Here is a 13,642-nt window from a genome sequence, read left to right as displayed (position 1 = left end):
CTCACTCGGGATCGGTGGCGTAGATCAGGCGTTCGGCACAGGGCGCGACGCGCAGGATGTTGGTGGAGCCCTGCACGTTGAAGGGAACGCCCGCGACGACGATGATCTGGTCTTCCTCGGTCGCGTAGCCGCCCGAGCGCGCGGCCCTCGCGGCGTTGACGACCGCGCCCTTGAAGCGGACCTGCTCCTCGGTGACGATGTTGACGATGCCCCATGTCAGGCACATCCGCCGCGCCACCCCGATCAGCGGCGTCAGCGCGAGGATCGGCACACCCGGACGCTCGCGCGCCACCAGCGCGGCGGTCTTGCCCGACTGCGTGAAGCAGCAGATCGCCTTGATGTCGACCGTCTCGGCGATCTCGCGGGCGGCGGAGACGATGGCGTCCGCCGTCGAGTTGCGCTTCACGGCGCGGCTTGCCTGCATGATGTCGCGGTAGTTGCTGTCGCTTTCGACCTCGACCGCGACGTTGTGCATCGTCGTCACTGCTTCGATCGGGTAGCTGCCGGCGGCGCTTTCGGCGCTCAGCATCACCGCGTCCGCACCCTCGTAGAGCGCGGTCGCGACGTCCGATACCTCGGCGCGCGTTGGCATCGGGCTTTCGATCATGCTTTCCAGCATCTGCGTGGCGACGATGACGGGCTTGGCCGCCGCGCGGCACTTGCGCACCAGCCGCTTCTGGATCGGCGGCACGGCGTGGACCGGAAGCTCGACACCCAGATCGCCGCGCGCGACCATGATCCCGTCGGAGGCGTCGAGGATCTCCTCGAAGGCCTGGACGGCGGCGGGCTTCTCGATCTTGGAGAGGATCGCGGCGCGGCCCTTGGCCAGCCCGCGCGCCTCGTGCACGTCCGCCGCGCGCTGCACGAAGGACAGCGCCAGCCAGTCGACGCCCAGATCGCAGACGAATTCCAGGTCCTTGCGGTCCTTTTCGGACAGTGCGGCCAGCGGCAGGACCACGTCGGGCACGTTCACGCCCTTGCGGTTCGAGATCGGCCCGCCCGCCAGCACGGTGCACTCGGCGAAATCCGGGCCGCACTCGTCGACGCGAAGGCGCACCTTGCCGTCGTTGACCAGAAGCCTCGATCCGGGCTCGATCGCCTCGAAGATCTCCTTGTGCGGCAGCTGCACGCGCTGCGCGTCGCCCGGCGTCGGGTCGAGGTCGAAGCGGAAACGCGCGCCGTTCTCCAGCTCGTAGCCCTCGCCGTTGGCGAAGGTCCCGCAGCGCAGTTTCGGCCCCTGCAGGTCGGCGAGGATGGCGATCGGGCTGCCGGTGTCCTTCTCGACCTGACGGATGGCGGCATGGCGGGCGCGGATCTCGTCATGGCCGCCATGGCTCATGTTCAGCCGGAACACGTCGGCCCCGGCATCGAACAGTTTCCGGATCATGTCGTAGCCGTCCGAGGCCGGCCCCAACGTGGCGACGATCTTCACATGTCTTGCGCGTTTCATGGGTCCGCTCGCTTTCGTGACCTTGTCCCTGTTGTCCGGTTGCGGCGCGGCCGTGCGGACCCTGCGGCCTGAGTTGCCACGTCCGTTACCGCTCACACCGGGGTTGTGCCCGTATTGGCGCATTCCCGGCGACAGGACAACCGCGCAATGCCGCGCAGCCGCGACCGGACCCGTCCACGCACGGCTTTCCATCCCGTCACGCCTCGCTTATGGCATCGCGTCGAACGAAGGGGATGCCACGGGACCATGACGCCGCCCGATCCTGCCGATGCCGTCTGTCACGTCGAAGGCGCGGACCGCCCGTCGCGCTGGGTGGTGACGTGCGACCACGCCTCGAACCGCGTGCCCCTAGAGGTCGCGGGCGGGGACCTCGGCCTTCCGCCCGAGGACATGGAACGCCACATCGCCTATGACGTCGGGGCCGCCGGCGTGGCGCGGGCTCTGGCGCGCGCGCTCGACGCCCCGGCGATCCTGTCGGATTTTTCACGGCTGGTGATCGACCCCAACCGGGGCGAGGACGATCCCACGCTCCTGATGAAGGTCTACGACGGCTCGATCATTCCCGCCAACCGCCACGCGGACGCGGCCGAGGTCGAGCGCCGCCTGCGCCTTTACCACCGGCCCTACCACAAGGCGATCGAGGGCCTTATCGCGGCGCGCGAGAACCCGGTGATCGTCGCCGTGCATTCCTTCACGCCGCAATTCGTCGGCAGGCCGCCGCGCCCGTGGCATGTGGGTGTGCTCTATGCCGGCGACACGCGGCTTGCGCTGCCGCTTCTGGCGCGGCTGAACGCCGAGGCGGACCTGTGCGTCGGCGACAACCAGCCCTATTCGGGCCACCTGCCGGGCGACGCCCTGGACCGGCACGGCGTGCGGACAGGCCTGCCGCACGTCCTGATCGAGGTTCGCAACGACCTGATCGCGACAGGCGCGCAGCAGGCGGCATGGGGCGCCCGCCTCGCGCCGATGCTTGACGCGGCGCTGAGGATTGCCGACCTCTGAGCAAGCACCAACCGGAGGATCCGACATGGACGAACAGACGAAGCTGGAACTCGAGGCCGCCGCTTTCCGCCGGCTCCTCCGCCATCTCGACGAACGCCGGGACGTGCAGAACATCGACATGATGAACCTTGCCGGGTTCTGCCGGAACTGCCTTGGGCGCTGGTATCAGGAAGCCGCGGCGGAGCGGGGCGTCGAGATGGACAAGGAGGCCGCCCGCGAGGTCGTCTACGGGATGCCCTATTCGGAGTGGAAGGCGAAATTCCAGTCCGAGGCGACCGACGACCAGAAGGCCGCCTTCGGGAAATCGCACCCCGGTCACTGAGGCATCGCGGCCCGGACGCGCCGGCCTCAGCGCGCTCAGGCGGCCTGCTCGGCGGCGGCGCTGCGCAGGAACGCGGGCTTGCCAGGTTCGCTCAACCCCGGCGCATGGGCATAACCGCCTGTGTCGAAGTCGAGGATCTGTTCAGGCGCGTCGAGCCGCTTCTCGACGATGAAGCGGGCCATCGCGCCGCGCGCCTTCTTGGCGAAGAAGCTGACGATGCGCGGGCCGTCGGACTTCTCCTCGAGAAAGACGGGGGTCACGACATCGAGGTCCAGCGCCTTCGCGTCCACGGCCGAGAAGTATTCCACCGAGGCGCAATTCACGAGCGTGCGCGCACCGACCGCCCGCGCCTCTTCGTTCAGCGTCCGCGCGATCCTGTCGCCCCACCAGTCATACAGCGACCGGCCCCGATCGGTCTTCAGGCGGCTGCCCATTTCGAGGCGGTAGGCCTCGATCCCGTCGAGGGGCCGCAAAAGCCCGTAGAGACCGGACAGGATGCGCAGGCGCTCCTGCGCGTACCGCATCGCGTCTGCATCGAGGCTCGCGGCCTCGAGCCCGGCATAGGTGTCGCCCGCGAACGCGAGCGCCGCGGGACGGCGGTCGCCCTCGCCGAAGCGGGCGAACCGCTCGGCGTTCAGCTTGGCGAGATCATGCGAGATCCCCATGAGCTTCGTGAGCTCGTCCGTGGAAAGACCCCGGGCGACACGGGCCAGCACCTCGGCGTCGGGCTGGAAGCGCGGCTCGGTCATCTCCGTCTCGCGTTCGGTCCAGTCGAGACGCTTCGCCGGGGAAATCACGGTCAGCATAGGGCATTCCTCCTCGTCGGTCGGGGCGGTGTTGCATGCGGTAGCGGGCACCTAGCCCGCTTCGCGCAGAACGTCCAGAAAGGCGTCGGCGAAACGGTCCGCGCGCCTGTCGCCGAGCAGTCTTTCGACGGTTTCGCGGTCGGTCGGGCGCAAGTCAGCCAGTTTCGCAAGCTGCGAGGACGAGCATGACAGCGGCTTGTCGAGCCCCGTCTCCCCCCGCGCGAGGTCGGCCTGTATCGACAGGAGCCGGTCGTAGACCGCGCCGGCGTCGCGCCCGGCAAGCTTGCGGCGCGCGGGATGGGCGGGCGCGGCCGCCTCGCCCGTGATCACGGCGAGAAACTGCGCGCCGTAGCGCTCCAGCTTTGTCGCGCCGACACCCGAGATGCGGGCCAACTCGTCCATGCTCTGGGGCCGCGTTTCGGCCATCTCGATCAGGGTCCTGTCGGTGAAGATGACGTAGGCCGGCACGCGCCCCGCCTCGGCCAGCGCGCGGCGCTTGGCCTTGAGCGCGGACAGAAGCGGGGCGTCCTCGTCCGAGACCAGCGCCCTGGCGGCGGGACGCCGCGCCGCGCCACGGGCGAGCGTGTCCTTGCGCAGCGTGATCGCGGTCTCGCCCCGAAGGACCGGGCGCGCGGCCTCGGTCACGCGCAGCGCGCCGTGTCGCTCGGGGTCGGGACGCACGAGGTCGTGGCCCATCATCTGGCGGAACACGGCCTGCCAGCCCTTGCGGTCGAACTCGGTGCCGACGCCGAAGGTCGGCAGCCGGTCGTGCCCGCGGGCCCGCACCTTCTCGGTGTCGGTGCCGGTCAGGATGTCCACGAGATGTCCGGCACCGAAATACTCGCCCGTGCGCAGGATCGCGCTCAGGGCTTTCTGGACGGCGGTCGTGGCGTCGAATGTCTCGGGCGGGGCGGCGCAGAGATCGCAGTTGCCGCAGGGCTCGGACGTCTCGCCGAAGTAGCCCAGCAGCTTCTGGCGGCGGCAGGACGTGGCCTCGGCCAGACCCAGAAGCGCGTTCAGGCGCGCATGGTCGGCGGCCTTGCGTTCGGGCGGAGCGAGGCCCTCGTCGATCTGCCCGCGGCGAAAGCGGATGTCGTCCGGCCCGTAGAGCGTGAGGGTGTCGGCCGGCGCCCCGTCACGGCCGGCGCGCCCGATCTCCTGGTAATAGGCCTCGATCGACTTGGGCAGGTCGGCCTGCGCGACCCAGCGGATGTCGGGCTTGTCCACGCCCATGCCGAAGGCGACCGTGGCCACCACGATCAGCCCGTCGTCGGTGGCGAAGCGATGCTCGACGTGCCGCCGCGCCTCGGCGTCCATGCCGCCGTGATAGGCTACGGCGTTGTGACCTGCCTCGCGCAGGGCCTGCGCCAGCGTCTCGGTCTTGGCGCGCGTGCCGCAATAGACGATGCCGGACTGGCCCTTGCGCGCGGCGGCGTAGCTGAGGATCTGCTGCCTCGGCTGGTTCTTCACCTCGAAGGCGAGGCCGAGGTTCGGCCGGTCGAAGCCGCGCAGGAACGTCTCGGGCGGCGCGCCGTCGAAAAGGCGGTTCACGATCTCGTCGCGCGTCTCGGCGTCGGCGGTGGCCGTGAAGGCCGCGAGCGGCACGTTCAGCGTGCGCCGCAGCTCTCCGATTCTCAGGTAATCCGGCCGGAAGTCATGGCCCCACTGGCTGACGCAATGCGCCTCGTCCACGGCGATCAGCGAGACGCCGGCGCGGCGCAGCATCCGTTCGGTCCCCGACGAGGAGAGGCGTTCGGGCGCGATATAGAGCAGCTTCAGCCGCCCCTCCTCCAGCGCCTGCCAGACCTCGTCCGTCTCCTCGGGCGTGTTGCCCGAGGTCAGGCCCCCCGCGGTCACACCGGCCTCGCGCAGCCCGCGCACCTGGTCGCGCATCAGAGCTATGAGCGGCGAGATCACGACCGTCACCCCCTCGCGCATCAGCGCGGGCAACTGGAAGCACAGGGATTTTCCGCCGCCCGTCGGCATGATGGCAAGCACGTTGCGCCCCGCCGCGACCGAGGCGACGATTTCCGCCTGGCCCGGACGGAACCCTTCGAATCCGAAAACGGAGGACAGAAGCGCCGATGGGTCGGGGCGTGTCTCAAGCATGGGAACGGGGCCTGCAGGGTTTTATTTGATTTTGCGCGATTGATCCTCAGGGTCCCATATTGAGGAATCGTAAACAAGACCCACGACATCTCGTCGCGAGATCAATCGCCGGGCGGCGGCCCCTCGACGGGGCCGATGGGGCCAAGCTCGCCCAGCGGCGAGGCGACGGGTTCGGCCACGATGCCGCCAAAGCGCGCCTCCCCGACGCGCACCGGACGCCCGTCCAGAAGCCCGAGATAGCCGCGCGCCTCGTGAAAGGCGGGCTCGCCCGCGCGGCGCCACGCGAAGCCCCCGGATACCGAGGTGTTGGCGAATTCGAGGCGATAGCCGTCGACGTCCGTGATCCGCTCGCGGCAGAGCGCGCAGATGTACCAAGGATACCGGGTCATGGCGGGAAGGGCGGTGCCGCAAGCCGGGCAGTGATGCGCGGCGGCGCTCAAGGCGCGGCCGCCCCGCGGGGCCCGTGCCGGCGGCGCGTCATGGCGCCCTCAGGATCGTGATGCGCGTGCCGCCATAGGCGCGCTCGTCCAGCCTTTCGAAGCCCGGCGGCGGCAGCGGCGCGGCGGACTCCTCCCACACGACCAGCGCGCCGGGCGCGATCCATCCCCCCGCGACGGCCGAGGCAAGCGCCGTCTCGCCGAGGCCCTGGCCATAGGGCGGGTCGAGAAAGACAAGGTCGAACGGCGCGCCGCGCCCCTCGCCGAGATCGGTGGCGTCGCGCCGGAAGATCTTCGTCGCGCCCTGCGCCCCGCAGCGACCGACATTCTCGCGCAGAAGCGCCCGGGCGGCCGTGCCTTTGTCGACGAAGGTGACATGCGAGGCCCCGCGCGACAGCGCCTCGAGGCCCAGCGCGCCGGTGCCTGCGAACAGGTCGAGGACCCGCGACCCGGTCACCGGGTCCCCCAGCTTTCCGTTCAGCAGGAGATTGAACAGGCTCTCGCGGACGCGGTCCGTGGTCGGGCGCAGATGCGCCCCGGCGTCGCCCGCGCCGACATCGGCCAACGTCCTGCCGCGCCAACGCCCCGCCACGATCCTCATGGGCGAAGCAGCGCCTTGAGGTCCGTCTGCGGGTCGGCGACCGCGGCAGGGTCGGGGGACATGCCGCCCTCGATCAGGCGCTTGCCGACCATGTAGGCGCGCGGATCGTTCATCGCGTCCACCGAAAGAAGCGTCGGGCCGGCGTAGTACCAGTGCGACCGCCCCGCGCCCGCCTGCCGCACGACGACATCGGTGTATCCCGCGTTCAGGCCTGCGATCTGCAGCTTCACGTCGTACTGGTCCGACCAGAACCATGGATGCGGCACGTAGTCCTCGTCCGCGCCGAGGATGTTGCGCGCCACGGCCTCGGCCTGGTCGATGGCGTTCTGCACGCTCTCCAGCCGGATGCGCGCGCCGCGGAAGGGCAGGCTGGCGCAGTCGCCGGCGGCCCAGATCGCCGGGTCGCTCGTGCGGCCCGTCGCGTCCACCCGGACGCCGTTCTCGACCTCGATGCCGGCGGCCTCCGCCAGGGCCGTGGCGGGCGTGACCCCGATGCCCGCGATCACGAGGTCGCAGGGATGCGCGCTCGCGTCCGAAAGGATCGCGCCGCCGACGCGCCCCCCGACACCCTCGAGCCGGGTCAGCCCGACCCCCTCGCGAAGATCGACGCCGTGGGACGCGTGCAGCTCGCGGAACCACGCCGAGGTCTCGGGACAGGCGACGCGGGCGAGGATGCGGGGGGCGGCCTCGATCAGCGTGACCTCCAGCCCCTTCTTGCGGCAGACGGCAGCGGCCTCGAGCCCGATGTAGCCGCCCCCCACGATCAGCGCGCGCGCGCCCGGCACGATCCCCGGCGCCATCTCGTCCACGTCCTTCAGGGTGCGCACGACATGCACGCCGTCCAGCTCGCCGCCGATGCCGGCGGGCAGCCTGCGCGGCACCGAGCCCGTGGCCAGCACGAGCGCGTCGTACGGCACCGCACGCCCCCCGGCGATCACCTTGCGTTCGGCGCGGTCGATGGCCTGCACGGTGGTGTCGAGCGTCAGGTCGATACCGTTCTCGGCGTAATAGCTTTCGGGCCTGAGAAAGAGCCGCTCGAGCGCCATATCGCCCAGCAGGTAGGCCTTGGACAGCGGCGGGCGCTGGTAGGGCGGGACGTGCTCCTCGCCGATCAGGGTGATCCGCCCGTCGAACCCCTCGGCCCTGAGCTTCGCCACGCAGGAGGCGCCCGCCTGCCCCGCACCGATCACGACGATCTTTTCCATGCCACCACTCCTTCACTGGCGCTGGGCGCCCCGACACCTATATCCACGACAAAACGAAACGCAATTGCATGAGGGACTGCACATGACACTGGAGATCGGCACGAAATTCCCCGACGCGGGCCTCGTCACGCTTGGCGAGGACGGTCCGAAGACCGTCGCGCTTCAGGAGTACGTCGCGGGCCGAAAGGTCGTGGTGTTCGGCCTGCCCGGCGCCTTCACCGGCCCGTGCAGCACGTCTCACCTGCCTAGCTTCATCCGCACCGCGGGAGACTTCCGCGCGAAGGGCATCGACGAGATCATCTGCATCGCCGTCAACGACCCCTTCGTGCTGAAGGCCTGGGGCGAGGCGACGGGCGCAACGGAGGCGGGCATCACCTTGCTGGGCGATGCCGACGGCGCGCTGACAAGGACGCTCGGCATGGACTTCACGGCGCCGCCGATCGGGCTTTACGGGCGCTCGAACCGCTACGCCGTGGTGCTGGACGACGGCGTCGTCACCCATGCCAACATCGACGAGCCGAACACCTGCGACATCTCGCGGGGCGAACAGCTTCTCGAAACGCTCTGACGACGGGACGCGCACCATGATCAAGATCGGCGACCGCCTGCCCGAGGCGACGTTTCCCGTGCTGACGCCCGAGGGCCCGGCCACTGTCACCCTGTCCGAAAGGACCTCCGGCCGGCGCGTGGTCGTCATCGGCGTGCCGGGCGCCTTCACGCCGACCTGCGACGGGCGTCACCTGCCCAGCTTCGTGCGGACGAAACCCGACTTCGACGCGAAGGGCATCGACGAGATCATCTGCGTCTCGGTCAACGACGCGCACGTGATGCGGCTCTGGGGCGAGACGAGCGGCGCCACGGACGCCGGGATCACGCTTCTGGCGGACGCCGACGCATCCTTCACCAAGGCGCTGGGGCTGAACTTCGACAATGCGGCCGTGGGCTTCTACGACCGGTCGCGGCGCTACGCGCTCGTGGCCGAGGACGGCGTCGTCACCCATCTCCAGCTCGAGAAGCCCGGCGAATGCGCGGTCTCGACGGGCGAGGCGCTGCTCGAGGTCATCTGAGAGCCGGCGAAAGACCTTTCGGGCCGCGGACCGCGCGTTCGCCGCCCGCCCCCCTCAGCTCGCGATGCGGTCCATCTTCGAGGCCAGCGCGACGTCGAGATTGGACAGCCCCCCCACGTCATGGGTGGCCAGCGTCACCTCGACCGTCTTGTAGACGTTGAACCATTCGGGGTGGTGGTTCATGTGCTCGGCCACCATCGCGACCCGCGCCATCCAGCCGAACGCCTCGTTGAAATCGCCGAACGTGAAGGTCTTGGTGATCGCGTCGCGCCCCTCGGCCTCGGACCAGCCATGTGCGCGAAGCGCCTCGAGCGCCTTCGTCCGGTCCTCGCCTTCCAGCTTGTGCGGCTGCGTCATTCCTGTTCCTCCACCTGCGCATTCCTGAACGGCCCCCACGACGTGAGAACCTCGATCTCCTGGTCGACCGCTTCACGCTCGGCCCGGAGGTATTGCTCGATGGCGCGGGCGAACCCCTCGTCGCGGACCCAGTGCAGCGACTGGGTGGCCACCGGCAGATAGCCGCGCGCCAGCTTGTGCTCGCCCTGCGCGCCAGCCTCGACGCGGCCCAGGCCCCGCGCGATGGCGAAGTCGATGGCCTGATAGTAGCACAGCTCGAAATGCAGGCAGGGGTGATCCTCGATGCAGCCCCAGTAGCGGCCGTAAAGGACGTCGCGCCCGATGAAGTTCAGCGCGCCCGCCACCGGCTGCCCGTCGCGATGCGCCAGGACCAGCAGCGCGTCGTCGCGCAGCGTCTCCTGCACCTCGTCGAAGAAGCGCCGCGTGAGATAGGGCATCCCCCACTTCCGCGCGCCCGTGTCCTGGTAGAAGACCCAGAACGCGTCCCAGTGCTCGGGCCGGATCGCGTCGCCGGTCAGCATCTCGATCTCGCCGCCGAAGGACTGCGCACGCTCGCGTTCCTTGCGGATGTTCTTGCGCTTGCGCGAGCTCAGCGCGGCGAGGAACCCGTCGAAGTCCTCGTAGCCGTCATTGAACCAGTGGAACTGCTGGCTCCAGCGGCGCATCAGGCCCATGGCCTCGCCCTCGCGGGCCTCGGTCTCGGTGCAGAAGGTGACGTGCAGCGACGATACGCCGTTGTCCTCGGCGAGACGCACGGCGCCCTGCACCAGCGCGGCGCGCCCGGTCTCCTCCCATCCGGGCCTCGTCAGGAAGCGCCGCCCCGTGGCCGGCGTGAAGGGCACGGCCATCTGCAACTTGGGATAGTATCGCCCGCCGGCGCGCTCGTAGGCATGGGCCCAGTTGTGGTCGAAGATGTATTCGCCCTGGCTGTGACCCTTTGCATAGAGCGGCGCGCAGGCGATGACCTGTCCGCCCATGCGCGCCACGAGGTGGCGCGGCTGCCAGCCGGTGCCCGTCCCAACCGAGCGCGACGTCTCGAGCGCGCGCAGGAAGCGGTGCGTGGTGAAGGGGTCGTTCGGGGGCCCGCCATCCGCCGCCTCGGGACAGGCGCAGGCATCCCACTCCGCCGCATCGATGTCGGCGAGGCTGTTCAGGACCTCGATTTCGATCTGTGCACTTCCGTCCACGTCTGCCTCCGGTCCGGGGCTGCCGCCTGGAACACGCTTCTAGGTGGTGCGTCCCGGCCCGAGGTCAATCCCGGCCCAGCGCGCCGGATCCTGCCCGGGAACGTCCGGAAGATAGCCCTCGAAGGTGATGTTGTCGGCGACGCGGCGCGCCTCCGCCTCGACCTGCGGCGACCTGACGGTCCAGCAAAGCACCGGAACGCCCTGCGCCTTCAAGTCCGCCACGCGCGGACTGCCGAGGTCGGTCCTGTCATGGCTGATGAAGCGCGCGCCCGCCTTGCCGAACGCGGCGATCGAGCGCAGCGCGGCGCAGCGTTCCGCCGAAAGCCGCGGCCATTGCGACGGGATGAACCCGCAGGTGACGAGGCCGCGCGGAAGTTCCGGCGCGATGTCCTTCATCGCGGCGACGACGAAGGGATTGAAACTCATTACCGCGACCGGACCGCCATAGCCGCTCAGGTCGGCGGCGACGGCCCGCTCCAGCCCGCCCGGTCCCTCGGCAAGCGCGCCGCTCTGGTCCTTGATCTCGACCAGAAGCGGCACGCGCCCCGCCACCAGCGCGAGGATGTCGGCCAGCGTCGGCACCCGGTCCTCGCTGTCCCTGAGAACGAGGTCCGACAGGTCGCGCGCGGTGCGCCCGTTCACGGGCCCGCTGGCGTGTGTCAGACGCTCCAGCGTGTCGTCGTGGAACACGATCGCCCGCCCGTCCGAGGACAGCTGCACATCGATCTCGACGCCGTAGCCGGCCCCGGCCGCGCGCCGGACGGCGCTGCGGCTGTTCTCGGGGATGCCGTTCGCGGCGTCGTGCAGGCCACGATGCGCGATCGGCGTGTCGAGAAACGCGGGCGGCAGGATCATGCGCAGCGCGCTGGCATCAGGGGCGAACCTGGAAGACGCCCTCGATCTCGACCGCGACGCCGAACGGCAGCGATGCCGCGCTGACGGCCGAGCGGCTGTGCCGGCCCGCGTCGCCCAGCGCTTCCACGAGGAAGTCCGACGCGCCGTTCACCACCTTGGGCTGGTCCCCGAAATCGGCGGTCGAGTTCACGAACCCGGTCAGCTTCACCACCCGCACGAGCCGGTCCAGATCGCCGCCGCAGGCCGCGCGCACCTGCGCCAGAAGGCTGATCGCGCAAAGCCGCGCGGCGGAAGCGCCCGCCTCGACGTCCATGTCCGCACCCAGCTTGCCGGTCAGGAACTTTCCGTCCCGCATCGCGACCTGGCCCGAGACGTAGACGATGTCGCCCACGGTGACATGCGGCACATAGTTGGCCGCCGGCGCAGGCGCGTCGGGAAGGCTCACCCCAAGCTCGGCCAGACGTGCTTCGATCTTTCCACTCATGTCGTTCTTCCCTCCACTTGGCGGCAGTCCCGCGTCGCGGCGGACGCTATCCGCCCGGTGGCGAAAGGGAAAGAGCCCGCGCGCGCGCCGCTGCGCCGGTGCGCCGATGCGCCGCCGCACCGGGTCGATGGCACTTTCGGCATCTTGCCCTTTCCCCCCGCTGCCCCGGCTATTACGCTGCACGGGACTTCCACGCTGCCGGGAATGCCGCCTTGCCCTTCGCCCACCTTCTTCCGCGCCCCGCCGCGCGCCGCCGGACCCGCGCGGCCGGCTGCGTCGCGGCCCTTCTTTGCCTCGTCCTGTCCGCCTGCGGTCCGGCGCCGCTTCCGCCCGGCGACCGCATCGCGGATGCGAGCGAAGAGCAGAATCGCGCCACCCACCGCTTCAACGTCGCGCTCGACCGCGGCATCGTCGACCCGGCGGCGGAGTTCTACGGCGCCGCGGTCCCTCGACCGGTCCGGCGCGGCATCGGCAACTTCGCCTCCAATCTCAACCAGCCGGGCTACGTTCTGAACAACCTGCTGCAGGCCCGCATCGACGACGCCGCGCGCAACACCCTGCGGTTCGCGATCAATTCCACCATTGGGCTCGCGGGGCTTCTCGATCCCGCCACCGCCTTGGGTCTCCCCGCAGAAGAGACGGACTTCGGCGAGACCATGCACATCTACGGTCTGGGCGAAGGGGACTACCACGTCCTGCCGGTCTTCGGGCCCTCGACCACGCGGGATTCGGTGGGCCTCGTGGTCGACCTCGTCATGAACCCGCTGCGCCATGTGGCCGAGCCCCCGCAGTCCACCTATCTTCTCGGCACCCGCGCGCTCGCAGGCTTCGGTAACCGTTACACCTACGACGACACGATCGACGACGTGCTCTACAATTCCGCCGACAGCTACGCCCAGCTGCGATCGCTCTACCTTCAGAACCGCCGATTCGAGCTCGGGGGCGGCGCAGCTTCCACCCGGCCGCTCTCCGGCGCGGGCGACGCGGCCGGTCAGGACCCATACGTGGATCCCTACCTCGACCCCTACGGCCAATGATGCGGCACCGCCCGCAGGAGACCCGCGAAATGACGACCGACGGCACCGCAGGCACGATGGCACAGGTCCGGATCGCACGGCGCCGCCTCCTGGCCGGGGCCGCGGCCGCCGGTTTCGCGCTCGCTCTCCCGCACGGCGCCCGCGCCCAGAGCCCGGAGGCCGCGGCCGCGCTCGTGAACCGGGTCGTCGCCGAGGTGCAATCGGTCATCGACAGCGGCCGCAGCGAGGCGGCGATGATCCGCGAGTTCGGACGGATCTTCCGCACCTACGGCGACGTGCCCACCATCGCGGCGTCGGTGCTCGGGCCGCCGGCCCGCACCGCCAGCGCCGGCCAGATGCGCGCCTTCGCCTCCGCCTTCGAAGGCTACATGGCGCGCAAGTACGGGCGGCGCTTCCGCGAATTCATCGGCGGGCGGATCACCGTGACCGGCGCGCGATCCACCTCGCGCTACGTCGAGGTCGCCTCGCGCGTGACGGTCCCCGGCGAGGCGCCCTACGACATCTCATGGAGGGTCTGGGACCGCAGCGGCCAGGACCGTTTCATCGATGTCCTGATCGAGGGCGTAAGCCTCGTGATCTCCGAGCGCTCCGAGATCGGCGCGATGCTCGACGCGCGCGGCGGAGACATCGACCGGCTCACGCGCGACCTCGCGGCGACGGGCTGAGCCCGACACCGGACTTCATCCTTGCCTTAAACTCTGGGGGTCCGGGGGCAAAGCCCCC

At 70.0% G+C, this 13,642-nt stretch carries 16 protein-coding genes; 6 read left to right on the top strand and 10 right to left on the bottom strand.

Annotation, left to right across the window (positions count from 1 at the left end; all coding sequences use genetic code 11):
* Position 1: 1 nt before the first annotated feature.
* Positions 2 to 1,450 (bottom strand): pyruvate kinase, encoded by a 1,449-nt coding sequence (gene pyk, locus P6F26_RS11020; protein WP_278028739.1) that lies wholly within the window; start codon positions 1,448 to 1,450, stop codon positions 2 to 4.
* Between the two features lie 246 nt (positions 1,451 to 1,696).
* On the opposite strand from pyk, the gene P6F26_RS11015 reads away from it, so the two are divergent.
* Positions 1,697 to 2,452 carry an N-formylglutamate amidohydrolase gene (locus P6F26_RS11015; protein WP_278028738.1) on the top strand — a complete coding sequence of 252 codons (756 nt, stop codon included), beginning with the start codon at positions 1,697 to 1,699 and terminating at the stop codon, positions 2,450 to 2,452.
* A 25-nt stretch (positions 2,453 to 2,477) separates the two neighbouring features.
* Complete coding sequence (locus tag P6F26_RS11010; RefSeq protein WP_278028737.1) at positions 2,478 to 2,774, top strand: DUF1244 domain-containing protein; 297 nt, start codon at positions 2,478 to 2,480, stop codon at positions 2,772 to 2,774.
* Between the two features lie 35 nt (positions 2,775 to 2,809).
* On the opposite strand, the gene yaaA is transcribed toward P6F26_RS11010, so the two are convergent.
* The 5 genes from yaaA to P6F26_RS10985 all read right to left on the bottom strand — a co-directional run bounded on the left by yaaA (position 2,810) and on the right by P6F26_RS10985 (position 7,932).
* Entirely contained in the window at positions 2,810 to 3,580 is a 771-nt protein-coding gene (yaaA, locus tag P6F26_RS11005) for a peroxide stress protein YaaA (protein WP_278028736.1), read from the bottom strand.
* A gap of 51 nt (positions 3,581 to 3,631) precedes the next feature.
* Positions 3,632 to 5,689 carry a DNA helicase RecQ gene (gene recQ / locus P6F26_RS11000; RefSeq protein ID WP_278028735.1) on the bottom strand — a complete coding sequence of 686 codons (2,058 nt, stop codon included), beginning with the start codon at positions 5,687 to 5,689 and terminating at the stop codon, positions 3,632 to 3,634.
* Between the two features lie 101 nt (positions 5,690 to 5,790).
* Positions 5,791 to 6,078, bottom strand: coding sequence for a hypothetical protein (locus tag P6F26_RS10995; RefSeq protein ID WP_278028734.1), 288 nt, complete (start codon positions 6,076 to 6,078; stop codon positions 5,791 to 5,793).
* A gap of 88 nt (positions 6,079 to 6,166) precedes the next feature.
* Positions 6,167 to 6,727, bottom strand: a complete 561-nt coding sequence (rsmD, locus tag P6F26_RS10990; RefSeq protein ID WP_278028733.1) for a 16S rRNA (guanine(966)-N(2))-methyltransferase RsmD — start codon at positions 6,725 to 6,727, stop codon at positions 6,167 to 6,169.
* A complete protein-coding gene (locus tag P6F26_RS10985; RefSeq protein WP_278028732.1) occupies positions 6,724 to 7,932 on the bottom strand; it encodes an NAD(P)/FAD-dependent oxidoreductase in 1,209 nt (402 codons plus the stop codon). Before P6F26_RS10985 ends, rsmD begins: the two co-directional genes overlap by 4 nt.
* 82 nt (positions 7,933 to 8,014) lie before the next feature.
* On the opposite strand from P6F26_RS10985, the gene P6F26_RS10980 reads away from it, so the two are divergent.
* Complete coding sequence (locus tag P6F26_RS10980; RefSeq protein ID WP_278028731.1) at positions 8,015 to 8,500, top strand: peroxiredoxin; 486 nt, start codon at positions 8,015 to 8,017, stop codon at positions 8,498 to 8,500.
* A gap of 16 nt (positions 8,501 to 8,516) precedes the next feature.
* Complete coding sequence (locus P6F26_RS10975) at positions 8,517 to 8,999, top strand: peroxiredoxin (RefSeq protein WP_278028730.1); 483 nt, start codon at positions 8,517 to 8,519, stop codon at positions 8,997 to 8,999.
* Between the two features lie 54 nt (positions 9,000 to 9,053).
* Here P6F26_RS10975 and P6F26_RS10970 read toward each other — a convergent pair whose 3' ends face one another.
* The 4 genes from P6F26_RS10970 to P6F26_RS10955 are packed head-to-tail and all read right to left on the bottom strand — an operon-like array spanning position 9,054 to position 11,882.
* Entirely contained in the window at positions 9,054 to 9,356 is a 303-nt protein-coding gene (locus P6F26_RS10970) for a 4a-hydroxytetrahydrobiopterin dehydratase (protein ID WP_278028729.1), read from the bottom strand.
* Positions 9,353 to 10,543 (bottom strand): GNAT family N-acetyltransferase, encoded by a 1,191-nt coding sequence (locus tag P6F26_RS10965; protein WP_278028728.1) that lies wholly within the window; start codon positions 10,541 to 10,543, stop codon positions 9,353 to 9,355. The genes P6F26_RS10970 and P6F26_RS10965 overlap by 4 nt, the downstream gene beginning before the upstream one ends.
* A 39-nt stretch (positions 10,544 to 10,582) precedes the next feature.
* Complete coding sequence (locus P6F26_RS10960) at positions 10,583 to 11,404, bottom strand: glycerophosphodiester phosphodiesterase family protein (protein WP_278028833.1); 822 nt, start codon at positions 11,402 to 11,404, stop codon at positions 10,583 to 10,585.
* A gap of 10 nt (positions 11,405 to 11,414) precedes the next feature.
* The gene (locus tag P6F26_RS10955) at positions 11,415 to 11,882 is read right to left on the bottom strand and encodes a RidA family protein (RefSeq protein ID WP_278028727.1); all 468 of its coding nucleotides are present in this window, start codon (positions 11,880 to 11,882) and stop codon (positions 11,415 to 11,417) included.
* A 212-nt stretch (positions 11,883 to 12,094) separates the two neighbouring features.
* Here P6F26_RS10955 and P6F26_RS10950 point away from each other — a divergent pair, with 212 nt between their 5' ends.
* Positions 12,095 to 12,919, top strand: a complete 825-nt coding sequence (locus tag P6F26_RS10950; protein WP_278028726.1) for an MlaA family lipoprotein — start codon at positions 12,095 to 12,097, stop codon at positions 12,917 to 12,919.
* Positions 12,920 to 12,948: 29 nt separating this feature from the next.
* Positions 12,949 to 13,584 (top strand): MlaC/ttg2D family ABC transporter substrate-binding protein, encoded by a 636-nt coding sequence (locus tag P6F26_RS10945; protein ID WP_278028725.1) that lies wholly within the window; start codon positions 12,949 to 12,951, stop codon positions 13,582 to 13,584.
* Positions 13,585 to 13,642: the final 58 nt, after the last annotated feature.

It is taken from the genome of Roseicyclus salinarum (assembly GCF_029624655.1).
Taxonomy (GTDB): domain Bacteria; phylum Pseudomonadota; class Alphaproteobacteria; order Rhodobacterales; family Rhodobacteraceae; genus Roseibacterium; species Roseibacterium salinarum.
This window is presented reverse-complemented; position numbering and strand designations above follow the sequence as displayed.